Origin of the sequence: Streptococcus sp. SC1, from assembly GCF_030272855.1 — a bacterium.
In the GTDB taxonomy this organism is placed as follows: Bacteria; Bacillota; Bacilli; order Lactobacillales; family Streptococcaceae; genus Streptococcus.
The window spans coordinates 106122-127810 of record NZ_JAQCMU010000001.1; the positions used below are offsets into that span (position 1 = coordinate 106122).

General features: G+C 43.7%; 20 protein-coding genes. 9 read left to right on the forward strand and 11 right to left on the reverse strand.

Going from position 1 to position 21689, the window contains the following annotated elements; genetic code table 11:
* Positions 1–14: 14 nt before the first annotated feature.
* The 5 genes from PAN94_RS00570 to PAN94_RS00590 form a co-directional block, all read right to left on the reverse strand.
* Positions 15–998 carry a LacI family DNA-binding transcriptional regulator gene (locus PAN94_RS00570; protein WP_285874230.1) on the reverse strand — a complete coding sequence of 328 codons (984 nt, stop codon included), beginning with the start codon at positions 996–998 and terminating at the stop codon, positions 15–17.
* Between the two features lie 9 nt (positions 999–1007).
* A complete protein-coding gene (locus tag PAN94_RS00575) occupies positions 1008–1820 on the reverse strand; it encodes a DUF1189 family protein (protein ID WP_285874231.1) in 813 nt (270 codons plus the stop codon).
* 104 nt (positions 1821–1924) lie between these two features.
* Positions 1925–2767: a sugar ABC transporter permease gene (locus PAN94_RS00580; RefSeq protein ID WP_125379106.1), complete on the reverse strand. Its 843-nt coding sequence runs from the start codon at positions 2765–2767 to the stop codon at positions 1925–1927.
* Position 2768: 1 nt separating this feature from the next.
* A complete protein-coding gene (locus PAN94_RS00585; protein ID WP_125373092.1) occupies positions 2769–4058 on the reverse strand; it encodes a carbohydrate ABC transporter permease in 1290 nt (429 codons plus the stop codon).
* 145 nt (positions 4059–4203) lie between these two features.
* Entirely contained in the window at positions 4204–5463 is a 1260-nt protein-coding gene (locus PAN94_RS00590) for an extracellular solute-binding protein (RefSeq protein ID WP_005591470.1), read from the reverse strand.
* 317 nt (positions 5464–5780) lie between these two features.
* Here PAN94_RS00590 and malQ point away from each other — a divergent pair, with 317 nt between their 5' ends.
* The 4 genes from malQ to nrdI all read left to right on the forward strand — a co-directional run bounded on the left by malQ (position 5781) and on the right by nrdI (position 10849).
* Positions 5781–7298: a 4-alpha-glucanotransferase gene (gene malQ / locus PAN94_RS00595; RefSeq protein ID WP_285874232.1), complete on the forward strand. Its 1518-nt coding sequence runs from the start codon at positions 5781–5783 to the stop codon at positions 7296–7298.
* 39 nt (positions 7299–7337) lie between these two features.
* On the forward strand, positions 7338–9599 hold the full coding sequence (glgP, locus tag PAN94_RS00600; RefSeq protein WP_285874233.1) for a glycogen/starch/alpha-glucan family phosphorylase: 2262 nt from the start codon (positions 7338–7340) through the stop codon (positions 9597–9599).
* A 192-nt stretch (positions 9600–9791) separates the two neighbouring features.
* On the forward strand, positions 9792–10310 hold the full coding sequence (locus PAN94_RS00605) for an ABC transporter permease (RefSeq protein ID WP_285874234.1): 519 nt from the start codon (positions 9792–9794) through the stop codon (positions 10308–10310).
* Between the two features lie 62 nt (positions 10311–10372).
* The gene (nrdI, locus tag PAN94_RS00610) at positions 10373–10849 is read left to right on the forward strand and encodes a class Ib ribonucleoside-diphosphate reductase assembly flavoprotein NrdI (protein WP_414290156.1); all 477 of its coding nucleotides are present in this window, start codon (positions 10373–10375) and stop codon (positions 10847–10849) included.
* A 46-nt stretch (positions 10850–10895) separates the two neighbouring features.
* Here the strand turns inward: nrdI and PAN94_RS00615 are convergent, their stop codons facing one another.
* Both PAN94_RS00615 and argS read right to left on the reverse strand, forming a co-directional pair.
* Positions 10896–11162 carry a MarR family transcriptional regulator gene (locus PAN94_RS00615; RefSeq protein WP_285874236.1) on the reverse strand — a complete coding sequence of 89 codons (267 nt, stop codon included), beginning with the start codon at positions 11160–11162 and terminating at the stop codon, positions 10896–10898.
* Positions 11163–11213: 51 nt separating this feature from the next.
* Positions 11214–12902, reverse strand: a complete 1689-nt coding sequence (argS, locus tag PAN94_RS00620) for an arginine--tRNA ligase (RefSeq protein ID WP_285874237.1) — start codon at positions 12900–12902, stop codon at positions 11214–11216.
* Between the two features lie 125 nt (positions 12903–13027).
* On the opposite strand from argS, the gene argR reads away from it, so the two are divergent.
* Together argR and mutS are read left to right on the forward strand one after the other, a co-directional pair.
* Positions 13028–13468 carry an arginine repressor gene (gene argR / locus PAN94_RS00625; protein ID WP_187420976.1) on the forward strand — a complete coding sequence of 147 codons (441 nt, stop codon included), beginning with the start codon at positions 13028–13030 and terminating at the stop codon, positions 13466–13468.
* A gap of 72 nt (positions 13469–13540) precedes the next feature.
* Positions 13541–16090: a DNA mismatch repair protein MutS gene (gene mutS, locus PAN94_RS00630; protein ID WP_285874238.1), complete on the forward strand. Its 2550-nt coding sequence runs from the start codon at positions 13541–13543 to the stop codon at positions 16088–16090.
* Between the two features lie 192 nt (positions 16091–16282).
* Here mutS and PAN94_RS00635 read toward each other — a convergent pair whose 3' ends face one another.
* Together PAN94_RS00635 and PAN94_RS00640 are read right to left on the reverse strand one after the other, a co-directional pair.
* Positions 16283–16753 carry a DUF3021 domain-containing protein gene (locus PAN94_RS00635; RefSeq protein WP_285874239.1) on the reverse strand — a complete coding sequence of 157 codons (471 nt, stop codon included), beginning with the start codon at positions 16751–16753 and terminating at the stop codon, positions 16283–16285.
* Complete coding sequence (locus PAN94_RS00640) at positions 16750–17190, reverse strand: LytTR family DNA-binding domain-containing protein (protein ID WP_045500179.1); 441 nt, start codon at positions 17188–17190, stop codon at positions 16750–16752. Before PAN94_RS00640 ends, PAN94_RS00635 begins: the two co-directional genes overlap by 4 nt.
* Before the next feature lie 184 nt (positions 17191–17374).
* Between PAN94_RS00640 and mutL the strand changes: the two genes are divergently transcribed.
* Positions 17375–19318, forward strand: coding sequence for a DNA mismatch repair endonuclease MutL (gene mutL, locus PAN94_RS00645; protein WP_285874240.1), 1944 nt, complete (start codon positions 17375–17377; stop codon positions 19316–19318).
* A gap of 35 nt (positions 19319–19353) precedes the next feature.
* Here mutL and PAN94_RS00650 read toward each other — a convergent pair whose 3' ends face one another.
* Both PAN94_RS00650 and PAN94_RS00655 read right to left on the reverse strand, forming a co-directional pair.
* On the reverse strand, positions 19354–19875 hold the full coding sequence (locus PAN94_RS00650; protein WP_285874494.1) for an RDD family protein: 522 nt from the start codon (positions 19873–19875) through the stop codon (positions 19354–19356).
* A complete protein-coding gene (locus PAN94_RS00655) occupies positions 19859–20365 on the reverse strand; it encodes a helix-turn-helix domain-containing protein (protein ID WP_285874242.1) in 507 nt (168 codons plus the stop codon). Before PAN94_RS00655 ends, PAN94_RS00650 begins: the two co-directional genes overlap by 17 nt.
* Positions 20366–20534: 169 nt before the next feature.
* Here PAN94_RS00655 and ruvA point away from each other — a divergent pair, with 169 nt between their 5' ends.
* Positions 20535–21125, forward strand: a complete 591-nt coding sequence (ruvA, locus tag PAN94_RS00660) for a Holliday junction branch migration protein RuvA (RefSeq protein ID WP_285874244.1) — start codon at positions 20535–20537, stop codon at positions 21123–21125.
* A 9-nt stretch (positions 21126–21134) separates the two neighbouring features.
* Positions 21135–21689, forward strand: a complete 555-nt coding sequence (locus PAN94_RS00665; protein WP_285874245.1) for a DNA-3-methyladenine glycosylase I — start codon at positions 21135–21137, stop codon at positions 21687–21689.

A 21689-nucleotide genomic window follows, 5' to 3' on the forward strand; every position in this document is an offset into this window, starting at 1 on the left:
AAATTTCTCCTTAACTAACGAGTAAGAATGCTGTGGGAGATGACTTGGCGATAGCAAGTATGCTTGTCATCCTTATTATCTTTAATGATTTGGAGCAAGGTTCGGAAAGATTCCCTCCCCAACTCGAGGGTATTGATATCAATATAGGCATCCACGTCGATGCGTGGCTTGATAGAGTCAAAAGTGATAATCGGGAAACGGTAGTCAATGTCTTTGAGATAGTGGAGAGCCCCTTCGGCAACCATACTATCCGATGTCACAAAGGCCTCAATTTCCTGAATAGGCATCTTTTCCATAATCTTATAGCTGCTATCTTCCAAGAGGAAACCGAAAGAAAACTTGACGATATTTTCATCGAGAGGGATGCCTGCTTCTTCCAAGGCTTGTTTGTAGCCGGCAAAGCGGTCTTGGGATACGACAAGCTCTTTATTCCCAGCCAGAAAGGCAATTTTTTTATAACCTTGATCTAGGAAATATTTGGTTGCATCGTAGCCAGCCTTGATATTATCATTATCGACCAAAGAAACAAATGGTGACACTGCTTTCCCTAAAATCAAGAAAGGAAACTGGTTTTTAATCGCAAAGTCAACCAGCGGATCGTTTGGCTTAGAATAGAGAAAAATCAAACCATCGACGCGTTTTCCGAAAATCATTTGTTTAATATTTTCTAAACGACGCTCTTCGTCCTGTCCGGTGCTAATCTGAATGGCATAGTCATGTTCAGATGCGATGCGCGAAATCCCCCGCAAGACAGTTGGAAAGAATGGGTTTTGAAAAAAAACATCCGAATCATCGGGCAGCACCAGACCGATGACTTGGGTAGACTGACTAACCAGACTTCTAGCGTTGAGATTTGGATGATAGTCCAGCTCCTTCATAGCAGCGCGAACCCGCTTTTTAGTTTCATCACTGATGGTTGACTTGTTTTGTACGACGCGTGTCACCGTTGAGGGAGACACACCCGCTAATTTCGCTACTTCTTTAATCGTAACGCGCATAATAACCTCCTAATTTCTGAAATCCTCATCACGAAAATGTGTTTTGTAGAAAATAATCACCAAATAAAGAACAAACACGATATTTTGGACGGTGATGATCGTAGGCAGGCTTTGCCCAAATAAGCCGCAGATAAGACCGATAATCGTTGGTAATCCTAGGCAGTTGAGGATAAAGTGATAGCATTCTTTAAAGGTTTTAAAAGAAAATAGCCGTGATTTCTTGGTCAGATAGAGCAGGAAGGAGGCACCGAGCGCCAGAAAGGTAAAGTTGATGCTAAAGAGGAAGCCTGCGGAGAGGACTAGAAAGAGGCTAATTACCAGGCGGTTTTGTTGGAACCAGTCTTTAGAAATGGCTTCGGTCAGGGCTTCTTTGCTTTTCAGAGCCTTCTGGTCAATGGCTTGGTAGCGGATATTGGCCAGTTCTTTTCCTTCTTTAGTGATTTTGAGATTTTCTTTGTCGAAGTAAAGCGTCAGCTCCTTGCCTAATTTGAGCTCCTCGTGATGGCCGATAATGACAGTCCCAGCGCCATTGCGATGAATGCCTTCAGGATTTTCAGTGGTCAGCACATGGTCTTTCATCTGGGCATGATGGTCAAAGTCAATCATCACGTCTTCATCCAGAGTGTCAAAAGCCTTATCAACAAAGGTATCCAGAGCATAGCTCGTCAAAGACGCTGTCTGAATGGCCACAGGAATCAAAGACAGAGAAATCAAAAAGACGCTCGTAAAGATGAGCTGGAACCAGCTGAGCATGCGACGATTGGCGAAAGTTTTTCTAAAACCAATCAAGCTCGAAAAATAATTAAAAGGATAAGGTAACATAGCTGCCTCTTTCTAAAATTATAATCAGGTGGTGGCCAATAAAGAACTTATTGGCTGCCATATAACTATAATTGTCTTTAAATCAAAAACAGGGTGGGACAAGATTATCCCTTGTCTCCACCACTTGTTAAACCAGATACAAAATTCTTTTGCAGGAAGAAGAAGAGAATACAGATTGGAAGGGCAGTGAGAATCGCACCGGCAGCAAAGAAGGCAATTTTTTGATTCTTGACATCGCTGACGAAGGTACGAAGACCAACTGCAACCGTATAAAATTCTTTTTCACGAAGAAGGAAGCTAGAGAGGATATAGTCTCCGAAAGGTCCCATGAAGGCCCAGAGAGCTTGCACAGCAATCATTGGACGAACGAGAGGCAGGATAATCTGCCAGAAACGTCTGAAATGACCAGCACCGTCTAATTTAGCTGACTCATCCAGAGACATAGGAACGGTATCGAAGTATCCTTTCATCAACCAAGCATTCATTGGAATACCACCACCCACATAAAGGAAGATGAGGAACCAGCTTTGGTTGAGGGCATTGAGCATCAGCGCCATAACGAAGAAGGCGGTCAGAGCTGCAATAGTTGGCACCATTTGGATAATCAAGAAGAAGACCAAACTTTGCTTTCTTGCGATGAAATTGTAACGGCTGTATGCATAACCTGCAAGTACAACTATACTGGTTTGGACAATCATTGTCAAGACGGCAATGATAATAGTGTTAAAGTACCAAGTACCATATAGAGTCTCTGAGAAGAGACGAGAGAAGTTTTCCAGACTGAAGTTGATGTCTGTGTCTAGCTTGAAGGCCACGACATTCCCCGTCTTGAAAGCAGACATGATCGTGATCAAGAGCGGGTAGAGAATGATAATGGAAAGCACTACAAGGTAGAGATAGGTCAAACTATGGTTGATAAAACGTTTAAATTTAACAGAACTATTCATCTTATACATCCTCCATATCAAATGCGTGTAGTTTCTTGAAGGCAATCATAGAGATAGAGATGACGATGATGGAGATGATGAGAGTAACGGCCGCCGCCATTGAATATTGTGGTGCTGTACCTGTGGTCAATCGATAAATCCAAGAGATCAGGATATCAGTTGAACCGGCTCCTCCACCGACACTACCAGGACCACCTGCATTGAAGAGGTAGATGATTGAGAAGTTATTAAAGTTAAAGGTGTATTGACTGATCAAAGTTGGTGCCGCAACTGCCAAGATCATTGGGAAAGTGATGTTGCGGAATTTCTGCCAAGCATTGGCTCCGTCGATGTAGGCTGCTTCGTAAAGGTCATTTGGAATAGACTGCAAAATACCCAAGGTCAGGACGTAGATATAAGGGAATCCAAGCCAACCCTGCATCATAATCAGAGCAATCTTAGTCCAAGTCGGATCAGTCTTCCACGGAATCAGATGTCCATTTAAGAAAGGAAGAACCTTGCCGAGAAGTGGGATAACCTGAGTATTGATAGCCCCGATACTATCGTTGAACATATTTGAGAAAGTCAGGATAGTGATAAAGGCTGGAACTGCCCAAGGAAGCAAGAAGATAACACCGAAGATGCGTTTCCCTTTGATGAATGGCTGGTTGGCAATGATAGCGGTGAAAATACCGATTACGATTTGCAAAGTAGAGGCTGCCAGTGCCCAGATGATAGTCCAAGTCAAGACAGAACCAAAGGCCGCACGGAAGGTACTCAATTGCCAAATGTTAGCAAAGTTGGTAAAGCCAACCCAATCCAAGAGTTTATTTGGTGGCAAGTGTTTGAAATCATAGTTTGTAAAGGCGATCAAGAGTGTTACCAATACAGGGAAAATGATAGCAAAGGTCATTGCCAGATAAGAAGGAATGATGAGTAAGTAAGGGAAGCCATTTTCATAGATTCCATCAAACATTTCCTTCAAGGTAGTGTGAACAGGATAATCATTGTTCCACTGTTTAGCAACCGTCCGAGCATCCTTCAAGTTAAATCCATAGAAAATCAGGAAAAATGCCACAAGGATGAGATGGAAGGCACCGCGAATCAGCATGAAGAGTGAGTTGTCCCCACGGACTTCACCAAGAGTGATGAGATTTTCAATTTCTGGTAGGGCAATAGCTACGAAATAAGCTAAAAATGCAACTGTAACCCCAAGAAAGATGTATCCTTTGGCTTTTTGATCATTATAGATTTGCCCCAACCCTGGAATGAGGGAGCGCAACATGGCTTGTTTGGGATCTTTTTTTGTCATTGTAGTCTCCTTAGATACGAGAAAGATTGAGGAAGTGCAGCAAGTACAAGTCCTAATCTGAGTTTTTCTTATTAGAAGATAGAATAAATCCTCATTCTATCAAACAAGGGGTAGGGAAAATTCCCACCCCTTTATTTAAACTTGCTTATTTGTTGCCGAATTTTTGATCGATAGTTTCTTTGATCAATTTAACAGCATCTTCAGCTGAAGTTTTAGCATCTTTCTTGCCGCTTACAGCATCGAAGAGCATGTTTTTAGCTGGATCCCAAACAGTACTCATTTCAGAGATGTTTGGCATTGGTTCTGCAGATTTGAACTGTTTAACAACCGCATCTGTCAATTCATCTTTCTTGCTTACAGCGTATTCACGTGCTTCTGTGTTAGCAGGAACTTCGTTTGTTGCATCGTAAAGAGCTTTTTGTTGTGCAGTTGATGCAAGGAAGTTAACGAATTTTTGTGCGCCGTCAACGTTCTTAGAACCAGCAGGGATGACCCAAGCTTTACCACCACCAAAGGCTTTGTATTCTTTGCCGTTTGGAAGTGTTGGGATAGTTGCTACACCGTAGTTTACTTTAGCTTCTTTAAGAGATGCAGCTTTCCAAGGACCGTCGATGATTGCTGCAGTTTTTCCACCTTGGAATTGAGTTTGGATCAAGTTAGGAGCACCTTCTGTATCTTGCATACCTTTAGGCCATTTTGCATACCAAGTTTTAGCGTACTCAATTCCTTTGATAGCACCTTCGTTAGCCAAACCTACATCTTTAGGATCTGTCCCATCTTTACCGAAGACATAAGCACCGTTTCCAGAAAGGAGACCGTAAGCGTAGTAGAAGTTTGTCCAGTCAGCAAGGAAGGCAGTTGTTTTACCGTCTTCTCCTTCAAAAGCGTACTTGCTATCTTTAGCCAATTCTTCAAGTTCAGCAAATGTTGTAGGAGCTTTTTGGATCAGGTCTTTGTTATAGTACATTACTAAGGTCTCGATAACAGCAGGAGCACCGTAAGTAGTACCGTCGATTGATACCAAAGATTTAGTAGTATCGTCAGCTTTTGCATCTTTACCCAACTCAACTTCTGAAAGTTGTCCGTCAGCACCTAGGCTTCCTACGCGGTCGTATGGTGCCATCATGACATCTGGAGATTTACCAGATTGGTTGTCAAGTGAAAGGTTATCAAGACCTGTAAGAGCATCACCAGTTTTGATAGTGACCTTTGTTCCGGTTTCTTTTTCGTAAGCTTTGGCAGCCTCTTCCATGTAGCTCTTGTAGCCTGGGTCTACATATGCAGTGAGCTCATTGCTTGCAGCAGTTTCTTTTTTAGAAGATTTGCTACCGCAGGCTGTCAAAATAAAACCTGCTAAAGCAACAGTACCGAGAACAGCAACGCTCTTCAACATTTTGTTTTTCATGATTATTCCTCCTAAAGAATAAAAGTATAATACCATCTAAGAACACGCTTGCATAGCGCAAACGTTTTCTTGAACTTAAAATAATTTTAACACAAAAGGTAAACGCTTGCAAGCGTTTTTAAGAAAATTTTAAAAAATTTTTAAGGAAAGAGTGTTAATTTATATGATATATAAGGAAAGAAAATGGAAATCTATGATATAATAAATAAAAAAGTTTTTTAAAAAGCTTGCACTTGAAAAAAAAATAGGTTATAATTCAAGCAACGCAAACGTTTTCGCTAAATAAAGTAGGAAACAAGCATGAAAAAATTTTTGAGGTGTTACATATGAAAGCGAGACAAAGTGGTGTATTGATGCACATTTCCTCTTTGCCAGGCAAGTACGGGATTGGTTCTTTTGGTCAGTCTGCTTATGATTTTGTGGATTTCTTAGTTAGAACGAAGCAACGTTATTGGCAAATCTTGCCTTTGGGAACGACTAGCTATGGGGACTCTCCTTACCAGTCTTTCTCAGCCTTTGCAGGGAATACTCACTTTATTGATTTGGATTTCTTGATTGACGAAGGCCTGTTGGCAGAAGAAGATCTAAAAGGCGTTGATTTTGGTGATGATCCAAAAGCTGTAGATTATGCAAAAGTATTTGAAGCACGTCGTCCTCTTTTGGAAAAAGCGGTTGCCCGTTTCCTTAAAGTTGGCGATCTTGACAAATTCCGTCACTTTGCTGCAGAAAATGCAGCTTGGTTGGAGCTTTTTGCGGAATACATGGCTGTTAAAGAGCATTTTGATCTGAAAGCTTGGACAGAATGGCCAGATGAAGCGATTCGTCGTCGCCAACCAGAAAGCTTGGCTAGCTATCGTGAGAAATTGGCAGACAAACTGGAATACCATCGTGTAACTCAATATCTCTTCTTTAAACAATGGTTGGAACTCAAGAAATATGCCAATGACCATCACATCGAAATCGTTGGTGATATGCCAATCTATGTAGCTGCTGACAGCGCAGATGTCTGGGCTCAGCCTCACTTCTTCAAGACAGATAAGCAAGGTCGCCCAGTTAAGGTTGCTGGCTGCCCACCAGATGAATTTTCAGAGACTGGCCAATTGTGGGGTAACCCAATTTATAATTGGGATGCCATGGATAAAGATGGTTATGCTTGGTGGATTGAGCGCTTGCGCGAAAGCTTCAAGATTTACGACATTGTTCGGATTGACCACTTCCGTGGCTTTGAGTCTTATTGGGAAGTGCCAGCTGAGTCTGACACAGCGGCTACTGGTCACTGGGTCAAAGGTCCAGGTTATAAGCTGTTTGCCGCAGTGAAAGAAGCGTTAGGTGATTTGAACATCATTGCAGAAGACCTTGGATTCATGACGGATGAAGTCATTGAATTGCGTGAACGAACTGGCTTCCCAGGTATGAAGATTCTGCAATTCGCTTTCAATCCAGATGATGAAAGCATTGATAGCCCACACTTGGCGCCACATAATTCTGTGATGTACACTGGTACTCACGACAATAATACTGTATTGGGCTGGTATAAGGATGAGATCGATGATCCAACCCGTGAATACATGGCTCAGTACACTAACCGCAAAGAATACGAAACGGTGCCACATGCAATGCTTCGTACAATCTTTGCTTCCGTTAGCTACATGGCTATCGCAACGATGCAAGATTTGCTAGAGCTAGATGGCTCTGCCCGCATGAACCTGCCTTCTACAATTGGTGGTAACTGGGCATGGCGGATGACAGCTGAAGAGCTAAACCCGATTGTAGAAGGTCAGCTTTATCATTTGACTAAGGTCTATCGTCGTCTGAATACTGACTTACTTTCATAAGACAATAAATTTCAATACTTTCTAATACTAGGAGAAATCATGTCAAACTTACAAACATATATCCAAAAAACTTATCAAAAGCAAATTGCTGATTGTAGCAATGAAGAGCTTTATTTGGCTCTCTTGAACTATACAAAGTTGGCGAGCGCCCAAAAGCCAGTCAATACTGGTAAAAAGAAACTCTACTACATCTCTGCTGAGTTTCTGATTGGTAAACTCTTGTCAAACAACTTGATTAACCTTGGTCTTTACGACGATGTGAAAAAAGAACTTGCTGCTGCTGGTAAAGACTTGATCGAAGTCGAAGAAGTAGAATTGGAACCATCTCTTGGTAATGGTGGTTTGGGCCGTTTGGCAGCCTGCTTCTTGGACTCTATCGCAACCTTGGGTCTCAATGGTGACGGTGTTGGACTAAACTACCACTTTGGTCTTTTCCAACAAGTCCTTAAAAATAATGAACAAACAACTATTCCAAATTTCTGGTTGACTGAGCAAAACTGGTTGGTTCGCTCAAGCCGTAGCTACCAAGTACCATTTGCACACTTTACATTGACATCAACTCTTTACGATATTGATGTTCCTGGTTACAAGACAGCTACTAAAAACCGTTTGCGTTTGTTTGACTTGGATTCAGTTGATTCTTCCATCATCAAAGAGGGAATCGAATTTGACAAGACAGATATCGCTCACAACTTGACTCTTTTCCTTTATCCAGATGATAGCGACAAGCAAGGTGAATTGCTCCGTATCTTCCAACAATATTTCATGGTTTCAAACGGTGCACAATTGATCATCGACGAAGCGATCGAAAAAGGAAGCAACTTGCATGACCTTGCAGACTACGCAGTTGTACAAATCAACGATACTCACCCATCACTGGTCATTCCTGAGTTGATCCGTCTCTTGACTGCGCGTGGTATCGAGCTTGATGAAGCAATCTCAATCGTGCGTAGCATGACTGCCTACACAAACCACACTATCCTTGCTGAAGCTCTTGAAAAATGGCCTCTTGAATTCTTGCAAGAAGTGGTTCCTCACTTGGTACCAATCATCGAAGAATTGGATCGTCGTGTCAAAGCAGAATACAAAGATCCAGCTGTTCAAATCATTGACGAGAGCGGCCGTGTTCACATGGCACACATGGATATCCACTATGGATACAGCGTTAACGGGGTTGCAGCACTCCACACTGAAATCTTGAAAAACTCTGAGTTGAAAGCTTTCTACGATATTTATCCAGAGAAATTCAACAACAAGACAAACGGTATCACATTCCGTCGTTGGCTCATGCACGCTAACCCACGTTTGTCTAGCTACTTAGATGAACTTCTTGGTCGCGATTGGCACCATGATGCTACTAAGTTGGAAGGTCTACTTGACTTTGCTGGCAAGCAAGAAGTGAAAGAAAAGCTGGAAGGCATTAAGTCTCACAACAAGCGTAAATTGGCTCGTCACTTGAAGGAAGCTCAAGGTGTAGAAATCAATCCAGATTCTATCTTTGATATCCAAATCAAGCGTCTACACGAGTACAAACGCCAACAAATGAACGCTTTGTATGTTATCCACAAATACTTGGACATCAAGGCTGGTAACATTCCTGCTCGCCCAATCACTGTCTTCTTTGGTGGTAAGGCAGCTCCTGCTTATACAATTGCCCAAGACATCATTCACTTGATCCTTTGCTTGTCAGAAATCATCGCGAATGACCCAGCAGTGGCACCACACTTGCAAGTGGTTATGGTTGAGAACTATAACGTTACAGCATCAAGCTTCTTGATTGCAGCTGGTGATATTTCTGAGCAAATTTCACTTGCTTCTAAAGAAGCTTCAGGTACTGGTAACATGAAATTCATGCTCAACGGTGCTTTGACACTTGGTACTATGGACGGTGCTAACGTGGAAATCGCTGAGTTGGTTGGCAAAGACAACATCTACATCTTTGGTGAAGATTCAGAAACAGTTATCGACCTTTACGCAAAAGCAGCCTACAAATCAAGCGAATTTTACGCTCGTCCAGCTATCAAACCGTTGGTTGACTTTATCATCAGTGATGCTGTTCTTGCAGTAGGTAAGAAAGAACGCTTGGAACGTCTTTACAATGAATTGATCAACAAAGACTGGTTCATGACGCTTCTTGACTTGGAAGACTATATCAAAGTCAAAGAGCAAATGCTTGCTGACTACGAAGACCGCGATGCATGGTTGGATAAAGTGATCGTTAACATTGCGAAAGCTGGCTTCTTCTCAGCAGACCGTACGATCCAACAATACAATGACGAAGTATGGCATTTGGAGAACTAATTATTTAAAATAAGTGAAAAAGCCTAGACAGGATTGTCTTGGCTTTTCTCGTGTTAGAAGACTAGAGTAAGTAGCCTTGGAAGATAAGTTTTTTTGGTAGTGGAGCTTTAAAATCGTAGCAGACCTTGGCTCTTGTCAGTCTTTTCTTTTGGGTGTATAATAAGAAAAAGTATTTCTTTACAGGAGGTTATTATGAAAAAGAAACCAATTTATCTCTATGTCTTACTGGGATTAGAAACAGTAGGCACTTTGTGGGAGCTTATTTCGAAGTTCTCCTCTTCAAATGATGCCGTGGAAACCTTACTAAAGGGGATCAATGAGCCAGCAAAATCTCAGTATGCAGCTTACTTTAGCAAGAGCGCTGAACTGTCAGGTTCGCTAATAAATAATATTTTCTTTTATGTTGGCTTGCTTCTTTTGATTGCAGCTTGGTTCTTCGTTTTTAAGAAAGATATTTTCAAAGCCAATCTTATTTACATCGCGAACGTTCTTATTGGCCTGATTGGAACAGCGTATGGTTATGTGGTAGCAAAAGGGATTGCGACGTCTTCTTTTTCAGATCCGACCTTACTCTCATCTCAGATGCTGGGACTGAACTTTACTATTGGCTTCTCTGTTGTTGTTAGTCTTATCTTCCTCTCCATCGTTATCTTTAAGTTGATCAAGCAGCAAAAGGAAGCTGAAAGTGCAGAAGTAGCTGAAGAAGAATAAGATTTGACAAATAACATTTACCTGCTACAATCTAGATGGACAGATAAATGTTATTTTTTGGAATGGAGCAAATAAACATGAAAGTTTCCTTAGTTTATATCAGCTTGAGTGGCAATACAGAGAGTTTTGTCCGTCGTTTGAGCGACTACTTGTTAGAGCAGCATCCGAGTCTAGAGATTGAGAAAATCCATATCAAAGACTTAGTGAAAGAGGGGCATCCGTTCTTTGAAATGACCAATCCTTTCATTACCTTTCTACCGACCTATTTGGAAGGTGGTAATGGTGTGGATAATGGTGATGTCGAGATTCTTACGACGGATGTGGCCGATTTTATAGCTTATGGGCAGAATGCTAGCAAGTGTTTGGGAGTTGTTGGAAGTGGCAACCGTAATTTTAACAACCAATACTGTCTGACCGCTAAGCAGTACAGCCAACGTTTTGGCTTCCCTGTTTTAGCTGATTTTGAAATGCGTGGCATGTTAGGCGATATTAAAAAAGTAGCTGGCATTATCGAGGAATTGTACGAAATAAAAGCATAAGTAAAAAGCCGTTCGATCAATATTTTTGACCGAGCGGCTTTTGTTATTATTCTTGACTTGCATGCTCGCTGGCGATAGTCTCGACCAGCTCTTTTGAATATAAAATTCCTAAACGGTAGTTTTTGTTAATGTAAGCAATAAGGTCATTTTGGTTTTCGCTAGTGGCTATTTTTTCTTGGAGTTCTTGTCGAAAATGATCACTTTTTAGGAGTTCCTGCTGCAGCAAAATCTGCAACTTTACCTTTTCTCTTTTGTTGTACAAAAAGAGAATGACCAAGCTAAGGGCAACTAAAATATAAGCAGTTTCATTCATAAAATATCTCTTCCTAAGAAAACCTCCCAAAACTGGAAGGTTTGTGTAGGGTTACATTTTTTCTGGTGCTTCTACACCAAGCATGCGGAGAGCTTCCTTCAGCACAACAGCAGTAGTGTAGCTGAGAGCTAGACGGCTGTCGCGTTCCGGAGATTCATCCAAGATGCGAGTGTGAGCATAGTATTTATTGAAGGCTTGAGCTAGGCTGATTGCGTATTTGGCAATCAGAGATGGCTCAAAGTTATCAGCTGCACGTTTGACTACGCGAGCGAAGTCTTGGAGCAGTTTGATAATTTCCCAGCTTTCAGCATCGTTGAGATTGTAGTTAACGTCAAGACTTGGCTTGAAGTCTGCTTTGCGTAGGATAGACTGGATACGTGCATAGGCATATTGTACATACGGTCCAGTTTCACCTTCAAAGGAAACCATTGCTTCCAAATCAAAGTCATAGCCATTACGACGGTCAGTCTTAAGGTCGTAGAATTTAACGGCACCGACACCAACTGCATGGGCAACAGCTTCTTTGTTTTCCAGATTTGGATTTTTCTCTTCAATTTGAGCTTTTGCACGGCTGATCGCTTCTTGTAGAGTTGGTTTCAGAAGGATGATATTTCCTTTACGTGTTGAAAGTTTTTGGCGATTCTTTGTAACCAGACCAAAGTCCACGTGGATCATGTCATCGCTCCAGTCAAATCCCATCTTCTTAAGGACGGCCTTGAGTTGACGGAAGTGGTTTGATTGCTCTTGACCAACGACATAAACGTTCTTGACGAAGTTGTAAGTGCGCGCACGGTACATAGCAGTGGCAATATCACGGGTGATGTAAAGCGTAGCACCGTCTGATTTTTTAATCATAGCTGGTGGCAGGTTGACATCGTCCAAGTCCACAATGCTAGCGCCTTTTGATTCTTTCAAGAGACCCTTGTCTTCCAAAATCTTAACGGCTTCGTCCATCTTGTCATTGTAGAAGGCTTCACCATTTAAGCTATCAAATTCAACGCCGAGCAATTCATAGATGCGGTTAAATTCAACGAGACTTTCGTCACGGAACCATTGCCAAAGTTCTGTTGCTTCTGGATCGCCATCTTCCAGTTTCTTGAACCAAAGGCGACCTTCTTCATCCAAGGCTGGATCGTTTTCGATTTCAGAATTGATGCGGACATAAAGTTGCAAGAGTTCATCGATTGGGTTGGCTTCAACGGCTTCCTTGTTGCCCCACTTCTTGTAGGCAACCATGAGGAGACCGAATTGCTTGCCCCAGTCACCTAAGTGGTTAATCTTGATGGTATTGTAGCCCATCTTACGGAAGATATTAGACAAGGCATCACCGATAACGGTTGAACGTAAGTGTCCGACAGAGAAAGGTTTTGCAATGTTAGGGCTGGAAAGGTCAATTGTGATATTTCCGCCCTGACCTTCGTTCTGTTGACCATAGTCAGCGCCTTCCTTGATGACTTCTTTGATGATTTGATCAGAGATTTTAGCTTTGTTGAGGAAGAAGTTGACATAAGGTCCAGTTGCGACAACTTTTTCAAAATGACTTGGGTCGATCTTTTCAGCAATATCTGCAGCGATAGATTGAGGAGCCTTGCGTTCTACTTTTGCAAGTGAGAAAGCTGGGAAGGCGATGTCTCCAAGATCGGAACTTTTCGGCTGTTCTAGTAGGTTAGAAATAGCGGTTTGGTCCAAGCTGTCAATAACTTTGGCCAATTCGCTAGCGATTAATTGTTTATTATCCATATTTGCTCCTTTGGGTCTTTTGTTACTATTCTATCACATTTTATGAGGAATCTTCAATTTTTTTGGTATAAGATAGATTTTTTGATATAATTGAGAGTATAAATATTCAGTCAATGAGGTCGAGTATGAGAAAAAGCGAGCGTCATCAGCTTATTAAATGGATGATCAAGGAAGAAAAGTTAGGAACACAAAAGGATATTCAAAAAAGACTGGAAGATGAGGGGATATTTGTGACCCAAACAACCCTCTCGCGTGACCTAAGGGAGATTGGCTTGACCAAGCTGAAGAGAGACGGGCAAGTCTACTATGTGCTGGCTCATGAAGCAGAGGAGTTGGACCTGGCTGGATTTCTGGCCAGTCATGTTCAGGCTGTTTCTCGAGCGGAGTTCACGCTGGTTTTCCGTACAGGACTGGGCGAAGCGACGGTCTTGGCAAATGTGGTAGATGGTTCATTGGATAGTCGGATTTTAGGAACCGTTGCAGGTGCCAATACCTTGCTTGTGATTTGCCGGGATCAGGAAGCGGCTAGAGAAATCGAGACGAGTGTCAAAGAAGGTATGGAATAGCCAAAAGCTTAGAATTGATGGAGAGGTTTGAGACGGAAGTCCTGACCTCGTTTGTTTTTAGAAAGGATAGAGATGGCAGTAGAAAAGTTATCGCCAGGTATGCAGCAGTATTTGGATATCAAAAAGGACTATCCAGATGCTTTCTTGCTCTTTCGGATGGGGGATTTCTATGAGTTGTTTTATGATGATGCGGTCAATGCCGCCCAGATTTTAGAGATTTCTCTCACCAGCCGCAATAAAAATGCAGAAAATCCCATTCCCATGGCCGGAGTTCCCTATCATTCGGCTCAGCAGTATATTGATGTTTTGGTCGAATCAGGCTATAAGGTAGCAATTGCGGAGCAGATGGAAGATCCTAAGGAAGCCAAGGGCGTTGTTAAGAGGGAGGTCGTTCAGGTTATCACACCGGGGACGGTGGTGGATTCCAGTAAGCCGGACTCTGCGAATAACTTTCTGGTGGCTCTGGATTATTCAGAGGGCCTCTATGGTCTGGCTTATATGGACTTGGTGACCGGTGAGTTTCAGGTGACTAGTTTAGAGGACTTTGCCTTGGTCTGCGGGGAAATCCGTAATTTGAAGGCAAGGGAAGTGGTGCTGGGCTATGCCTTGCCAGAAGCTGAGGAGCAGGTTTTGGCTGGACAGATGAACCTCTTGCTGTCCTATGTGCAGATGACCTTGGACGATGTCCATCTGTTGGGAGAGGAACTGTCTCCGATGGAGCGTCAGGCAGCGGGGAAATTGCTGGAGTATGTGCACCGGACCCAGATGAGGGAGCTCAGCCATTTGAAGAAAGCCCAGCATTATGAAATCAAGGACTTTCTGCAAATGGACTATGCCACCAAGGCGAGTCTGGATTTGACAGAAAATGCTCGTTCGGGCAAGAAGCATGGCAGTCTTTATTGGCTGATGGACGAGACCAAGACGGCCATGGGCGGCCGCATGCTGCGCTCTTGGATCCAGCGTCCGCTGATTGATGAAGCGCGAATTAGCCAGCGGCAGAATGTCGTCGAGGTTTTTCTGGATCATTTCTTTGAGCGGAGTGATTTGACGGAGAGCCTCAAGGGAGTCTATGATATCGAGCGCCTTGCTAGTCGGGTGTCTTTTGGCAAGACCAATCCTAAGGATCTGCTGCAGCTGGCAGCAACATTGGGCAATGTGCCTCAGATTAAGGCTATCTTGCAAGGAATAGGCAGCCCGCATCTAGCTCGTTTGATTGAGGGTTTGGATCCTATTCCAGAGTTGGCAGGCTTGATTAGCTCAGCTATTTCGCCGGATGCACCTCATATCATCACCGAGGGCAATATCATTCGGACAGGCTTTGATGAGACCTTGGATCAGTATCGGCTTGTGCTGAGGGATGGAACCGGATGGATTGCGGAGCTGGAAGTCAAAGAACGTGCTAACAGCGGCATCAGCAATCTGAAGATTGATTACAACAAAAAAGATGGTTACTATTTCCACGTGACCAATTCCCAGCTGGCTCATGTGCCTAGTCATTTCTTCCGCAAGGCGACCCTGAAAAATTCGGAGCGTTTCGGAACGGAGGAGCTGGCTCGGATTGAAGGAGAGATGCTGGAGGCGCGTGAAAAATCTGCTAATCTGGAATACGAGATCTTTATGCGGATTCGCGAAGAAGTTGGCAAATACATCCAGCGCTTGCAGGCCTTGGCACAAACACTAGCAGCTGTGGATGTCCTGCAGAGCTTTGCTGCGGTGGCAGAGCAGCAGCATTTGGTACGCCCTGTCTTTACTGCGGAGCGCCGTCTGCAGATTGAAAAAGGCCGCCATCCTGTTGTGGAAAAGGTGATGGGTTCCCAAAGCTACATTCCAAATAGTATTCTGCTGGACCAGGAAACGGACATCCAGCTCATTACCGGACCTAATATGAGCGGGAAATCGACCTATATGCGCCAGCTGGCTATCATCGTCATTATGGCACAGATGGGATCTTATGTGCCCGCCCAGTCTGCCAGTCTGCCACTATTCGATGCGATTTTCACTCGCATCGGTGCAGCAGATGATTTGGTGTCTGGCCAGTCCACCTTTATGGTGGAGATGATGGAGGCCAATCGGGCCATTCGGCAGGCCAGCGAGCGTTCGCTCATCCTCTTTGATGAGCTGGGTCGTGGGACGGCTACTTACGATGGGATGGCGCTGGCTCAGGCTATTATCGAGCATATTCATCATTATACTGGGGCCAAAACCCTCTTTGCCACCCACTATCATGAGCTGACAGCCTTAGAGGACATCTTGGAGCATTTGGAAAATGTCCATGTGGCAACCTTGGAAAAGGACGGACAGGTGACTTTCCTGCATAAGATTGAGCCAGGTCCGGCTGATAAGTCCTATGGAATCCATGTGGCGAAGATTGCTGGACTTCCTGAGAAATTACTGGAGCGGGCGGATAGCATTTTGAGCCATTTGGAGAGTCAGAATAAAGGACTTGACTCAGAGCTTCCTGCTGAATCCAGACCGACACGGTCACAAGTGGCGGAGCAGATGTCTCTTTTCGCAGAAGGAACGGAAAATCCAATCCTGACTGAACTCCGAGACTTGGACATCTACAATATGACTCCCCTGGAAGTCATGGCGGCAGTGGCCGAGCTCAAGAAGAAGTTGTAAAAATAAAGAGGCTGGGACAAAAGTCCTAGCCTCTCAATTGTCTTTGGATTGTCGAGCAAGACGCAGTGGTTGAGTGGGCTCTACTACGCTGATTTCATCAGCTTTTACAGCCCTACTCAACTGTGCGGAGGTGGGACGACGAAATCGAATTCTAACGAATTACCGATTTCTGTTCCACTCTCTTTTTATTTCTCACGATTTGCTAGACAAACCGCTATTGATTTTTTGAATGTTGCGGTAAGTGCGGTAGTAGATGACACCTGAAATAATCAGATAAATGAGAGTGAATTCCCCGACGGCAGTCAGTGTCAGGCTGAGTATTTTTTCTCTTGGGAAAAATCCAGCTAGGTTAGCTAAAAGTGCAAAGGTTAGAATCATCACGCCAAAGTGGCTGATGATGGAGCGCAGGATGCTCCAGTCTCTTTGGAAGAAGCTTCCACTCCATCTGAAAATAGCTCCCATGATAAACCAGATAAGCAGGCAGTAGAGCATGATGAGGGAAACGTGGACATGCTGGCTCAAAAAGAAGTGGCCGATAGGCGAGCGAGGATGAAGCGGTAGATAAGCTGGATTGTAAAAATAAGAAACAATCATGGAGAAGAAGAGACCGATGAAAATCCCTCCAATTCCTCCGAAAAAGAGTTCTTTAAGACGAGTTTTCATAATTGCAACCTTTCTTTAATGGATTTGAGATAACGGCGGGACGAGTAAGTCTGATCACCGTTTTTCAGAAATATTTGAATCAGACCATTTGGAGTCAGCTTGAGGTGGCTGATTTGTCGGCTGTTTATAATCTCTGACTGAGAAATCTGCAGGAAATACTCCGGCAGGACCTGCAGCAACTGATAAAGAGCTTGTTGAGCTCGATAGCCGTCTTTTGCTGTTCGAACCTGAACCTGACGATTTTCTGTATAGACTCGATGAATTTCCTTAGCATCCAGCAAATAGATTTCGTCCTCTTTCTTGACATGAATCTTGTCTTCTTTGCCTAGATGTTGAGCAAAGTGGACCAATTCCTGGATGCTTTCTGTCATGAGGCGAGCCTCAATGCTGACGGAGTCTTCGGTGACTTGAGAATCGATTCTTAGCTTAACTTTCATAACTTCCTCCTTTCACCTTTATTAAACCGCAACTTGGCAGCGAAAACAAGCCCTTTTGTCTATGTGGCAGCTATTTGTGTCTATATGGTTTGTCTTGTGAGCAGAGCGGGCAAGATAAGTCTGCCCTCTGCTAGAAAGAGCCCAATGTGTTATAATAGATAGCAGAACAAATACGGAGAAAAAGATGTCAAAAATTATCGAACTTCCAGAAATTCTAGCCAATCAGATTGCAGCAGGTGAGGTCATTGAGCGACCTAGCAGCGTGGTCAAGGAGCTGGTGGAAAATTCAATTGATGCGGGTGCCAGTCAGATTACCATCGAAATCGAGGAGGCCGGACTCAAGAGCATTCAGGTAACGGATAATGGCGAGGGCATAGACCACGAAGATGTCCCTCTGGCCCTTCGACGCCATGCTACCAGTAAAATCAAGAAGCAGGCGGATCTCTTTCGGATTCGGACATTGGGTTTCCGTGGCGAGGCCATTCCTTCCATTGCTTCTGTCTCGCGTTTTACCATTGAGACAGCGACTGAAGCCGGCCAGCACGGGACCCTGCTAGTTGCCCAAGGCGGTGAAATTGAAGAGCATGAGCCTACCAGCAGTCCGGTGGGAACGAAAATCAAGATAGAAGATCTCTTCTTCAATACTCCCGCCCGGCTCAAGTATATGAAGAGCCAGCAGGCTGAACTTTCCCATATCGTTGATGTGATTAATCGGCTTAGTCTGGCCCATCCGGAAGTGGCTTTCACCCTTATCAGCGACGGCCGCGAAATGACACGGACTGCCGGCAGCGGCAATCTGCGTCAGGCTATTGCAGGCATCTATGGTCTGGCAACAGCCAAGAAAATGGTGGAAATCTCTGCTTCAGATTTGGACTTTGAAGTGAGCGGCTATGTCAGTCTGCCTGAGTTGACTCGTGCGAATCGTAATTATATTACGATTCTCATCAATGGACGCTACATTAAGAATTTCCTGCTCAATCGTGCTATTTTGGATGGTTACGGCAGCAAGCTTATGGTAGGACGCTTTCCACTAGCAGTCATCAATATTCAGATTGACCCCTATCTGGCCGATGTCAATGTCCATCCGACCAAGCAAGAGGTGCGGATTTCTAAAGAGCGGGAACTCATGGCCTTGATTTCGCAAGCTATTGCGGCCAGTCTCAAGGAGCAAGACCTTATCCCAGATGCTTTGGAAAATCTAGCCAAATCAACTGTTAAGCGTGCCAATAAGCCCGAACAGACCAGTCTTCCGCTGAAAGAAAATCGCCTCTACTACGATAAGGAGCAGAATGACTTTTTCCTCAAGCCACAGGTGGCAGAGCAGCAGCTATCCTTTGAAGAATCAGCGGAGCCTGTTCATGAAGCGACAGATGAAAAAGCAGAACCGCAACCGACTTCGGTTAAATTCGCAGAGAGAAAGCCAGTCAGCTATGACCAACTAGACCATCCAGAGCTAGACCAGGCCAGTCTGGAGCGGGCTGTGGATAAGTTGGAACAGGAAGAGAAATCAAGCTTCCCAGAGTTAGAATATTTCGGCCAGATGCATGGCACTTATCTCTTTGCTCAGGGCAAGGGTGGTCTTTACATTATTGACCAGCATGCTGCCCAAGAGCGGGTCAAGTATGAGTATTATCGGGAGAAGATTGGAGATGTGGACGATAGCCAGCAGCAGCTCTTAGTGCCCTATATCTTTGAATTTCCAGCAGACGATATGCTGCGAATCAAGCAGCGGATGGAGCTGTTAGAAGATGCTGGCATCTTTTTAGAAGAGTACGGAGCCAACCAGTTTATCCTCCGTGAGCATCCCATTTGGTTTAAGGAAGAGGAGATTGAGGACGGCATCTATGAAATGTGTGATATGCTTCTCCTGACCAAGGAAGTTTCCATCAAGAAATATCGAGCAGAGCTGGCCATTATGATGAGCTGCAAACGCTCCATCAAGGCCAATCACAGTCTGGATGACTACTCTGCGCGTGACTTGCTCTTTCAGCTGTCCCAGTGTGATAATCCTTACAACTGCCCACACGGCCGACCGGTCTTGGTCAACTTTACCAAGTCAGATATGGAAAAAATGTTCCGCCGCATTCAGGAAAATCACACTAGCCTGCGGGAGTTGGGGAAATACTAAACTCTATAGAAGATCAAACAGCCCTAGTCATAAAACTAGAGCTGTTTTGAATTTTTGAGCTGAACTTGCGTTCCAGCAAGAAAATCAGCTAGATGGCGTTTGTCCTTGCAAAGAAGTCCCATCAGCAGAAAAATCAAGAAGAGAATACCTGCTGAAGTTGACAAGAAAATTGACAAAGCATCTGCTTGATAAGCACTACGAATAGCTCCCATATGTCCCAGCTGCCAAGGGAAAAACTTGATAGCAGAGCGCAAAAGGCTATGAGCAAAGCTCCTATGTTTGTAAACCAACTGTAAACCTGCCCAGCGCTTGCCAAAACTGCCTTTTCTATAGTCTAGCCAAGCAAAGATGATAGTTAGAGGCAGGACTGAGGTAGAAAAAGCCAGAAGCTGGCTCTGGGATTCAGTGAATGTAGGAATGTCTCCTAGAACCAGATTGTAAAAGCCCATAGCCAGTAAAAAAAGAGCAATGAGGTAGCCCGAGATGAAAAGCCAGTCTCCAATCAGCTCTTTTCGACGAGTTTTGACAGGTATGGGATTGTCAATTTTTAGCTTGATCTTTAGTCCTTTCTTTCTCAGAATCCTCATCAAGGCCCATAACCTTGTCCAGATACTTTTCCTTAATCTTTAGCGCCTTGTTAATAGCCATTGCGGATGCGACTAGGAGGAAAAAAGTTAACCAGACCAGGCCAGTGAATTTTGCTGGAAAGATAGAACCTGCGGAAAAGAGATAAATAGCCAAGGCTAATACAAGAATATACAAAACATGCCAGAAGCCATAAGATTTTACTTGCTTATAGTAGCGGTCTTTTTCGTCTTCTGAGAGGACGGGTTTTATTTCCGGCTTATCGCTGTCTCCTAAAAGCAGATAATCTGTCGTCACTTGGAAAATCTTGCTCAGTTCTACAATTTTTTCCAGCTCTGGCAATGCTTGGCCAGACTCCCACTTGGAAATGCTTTGACGAGAAACATTGATTTGTTCAGCTAGCTTTTCTTGTGACCAGCCTTTTTCTTTTCTTAGTTCAAATAATTTATCAGCGAGTTTCATGATCACAGCCTCCTTTTCTTTGCTAACTCTATCCTAACAGCTTTTAGTTATCTTGAGAATACAGCTTCCTGTACATTTTGTCAACCAATGGTTGCACTTCTGTTTGCAGTTTCCAGACAGAAAATATGATATACTAGATAGGCAAAATGATACAAAAAGAAGGAAGATTATGTACGAATATTTTAAAGGAATCATCAGTAAAATTACAGCCAAGTACATCGTATTGGAAGTCAACTCTATCGGCTATATTCTTCACGTGGCTAATCCTTATGCTTACTCAGGGCAGCTTCATCAGGAAGCCAAGGTCTATGTTCACCAGGTGGTGAGAGAAGACGCGGAGCTTTTATACGGTTTTGCGACCGAGGAGGAGAAGCAGCTCTTTCTCAACTTGATTTCAGTCTCAGGTATTGGCCCAGTGTCTGCCTTGGCTATCATTGCCGCAGATGATAATGCTGGTTTAGTGCAAGCCATTGAGCAGAAAAACATCACCTACCTGACCAAGTTTCCTAAAATTGGTAAGAAAACTGCCCAGCAGATGGTGCTGGACTTGGAAGGCAAGGTAGTGGCGGCGGATGGTCTGGCAGAAAGCAAGGCACCTGTCCAGACTGTGGATAATCAGGAGCTGGAAGGAGCCATGGAAGCTATGCTGGCTCTGGGCTACAAAGCCGCTGAGCTCAAGAAAATCAAGAAATTCTTTGAAGGCACGACTGATACGGCGGAAAACTATATCAAGTCTGCCCTTAAGATGTTGGTGAAATAGGAGGAAGATATGACCAAACGTTGTGGCTGGGTAAAGATGAATAACTCTTTATATGTGGCCTATCATGATGAGGAGTGGGGCAAACCCCTCCATGATGATCAGAAATTATTTGAATTGCTCTGCATGGAGACCTATCAGGCTGGACTTTCTTGGGAGACCATTCTCAATAAACGTCAGGCTTTTCGGGAAGCTTTTCATTTCTATGATGCCCAGAAAGTTGCTCAGATGACGGATGCAGACTTGGATGCTCTTTTGGACAATCCTAATATCGTCCGTAATAAGATGAAAATCTATGCGACCAGAGCGAATGCCCAAGCTTTTCTGGCTGTTCAAAAGCAGTTTGGCTCTTTTAATGACTATATCTGGTCCTTTGTCGAGTTCAAAACGATTGACAATCAAATTACGAACTACAAGGAAGCACCTACTAAGACAGAGCTTTCAGAAACCATGTCCAAGGCGCTGAAAAAGCAAGGCTTCAAATTTGTCGGTCCAGTTTGTGTCTATTCATTCTTAGAAGCAGCTGGCCTTATCAATGACCATGAAAATAATTGTGATTGGAAGTAG

What these genes read in the sequence shown, in the direction of transcription:
- ruvA (WP_285874244.1), top strand. Translation starts at nt 20,535, where the DNA reads ATGTACGAATATTTTAAAGGAATCATCAGTAAAATTACAGCCAAGTAC.
- PAN94_RS00655 (WP_285874242.1), bottom strand. Translation starts at nt 20,365, where the DNA reads ATGAAACTCGCTGATAAATTATTTGAACTAAGAAAAGAAAAAGGCTGG.
- PAN94_RS00570 (WP_285874230.1), bottom strand. Translation starts at nt 998, where the DNA reads ATGCGCGTTACGATTAAAGAAGTAGCGAAATTAGCGGGTGTGTCTCCC.
- argS (WP_285874237.1), bottom strand. Translation starts at nt 12,902, where the DNA reads ATGGATAATAAACAATTAATCGCTAGCGAATTGGCCAAAGTTATTGAC.
- PAN94_RS00575 (WP_285874231.1), bottom strand. Translation starts at nt 1,820, where the DNA reads ATGTTACCTTATCCTTTTAATTATTTTTCGAGCTTGATTGGTTTTAGA.
- PAN94_RS00585 (WP_125373092.1), bottom strand. Translation starts at nt 4,058, where the DNA reads ATGACAAAAAAAGATCCCAAACAAGCCATGTTGCGCTCCCTCATTCCA.
- PAN94_RS00635 (WP_285874239.1), bottom strand. Translation starts at nt 16,753, where the DNA reads ATGAAAACTCGTCTTAAAGAACTCTTTTTCGGAGGAATTGGAGGGATT.
- PAN94_RS00615 (WP_285874236.1), bottom strand. Translation starts at nt 11,162, where the DNA reads ATGAATGAAACTGCTTATATTTTAGTTGCCCTTAGCTTGGTCATTCTC.
- mutS (WP_285874238.1), top strand. Translation starts at nt 13,541, where the DNA reads ATGGCAGTAGAAAAGTTATCGCCAGGTATGCAGCAGTATTTGGATATC.
- mutL (WP_285874240.1), top strand. Translation starts at nt 17,375, where the DNA reads ATGTCAAAAATTATCGAACTTCCAGAAATTCTAGCCAATCAGATTGCA.
- PAN94_RS00640 (WP_045500179.1), bottom strand. Translation starts at nt 17,190, where the DNA reads ATGAAAGTTAAGCTAAGAATCGATTCTCAAGTCACCGAAGACTCCGTC.
- argR (WP_187420976.1), top strand. Translation starts at nt 13,028, where the DNA reads ATGAGAAAAAGCGAGCGTCATCAGCTTATTAAATGGATGATCAAGGAA.
- nrdI (WP_414290156.1), top strand. Translation starts at nt 10,373, where the DNA reads ATGGAGCAAATAAACATGAAAGTTTCCTTAGTTTATATCAGCTTGAGT.
- PAN94_RS00665 (WP_285874245.1), top strand. Translation starts at nt 21,135, where the DNA reads ATGACCAAACGTTGTGGCTGGGTAAAGATGAATAACTCTTTATATGTG.
- PAN94_RS00605 (WP_285874234.1), top strand. Translation starts at nt 9,792, where the DNA reads ATGAAAAAGAAACCAATTTATCTCTATGTCTTACTGGGATTAGAAACA.
- PAN94_RS00580 (WP_125379106.1), bottom strand. Translation starts at nt 2,767, where the DNA reads ATGAATAGTTCTGTTAAATTTAAACGTTTTATCAACCATAGTTTGACC.
- glgP (WP_285874233.1), top strand. Translation starts at nt 7,338, where the DNA reads ATGTCAAACTTACAAACATATATCCAAAAAACTTATCAAAAGCAAATT.
- PAN94_RS00590 (WP_005591470.1), bottom strand. Translation starts at nt 5,463, where the DNA reads ATGAAAAACAAAATGTTGAAGAGCGTTGCTGTTCTCGGTACTGTTGCT.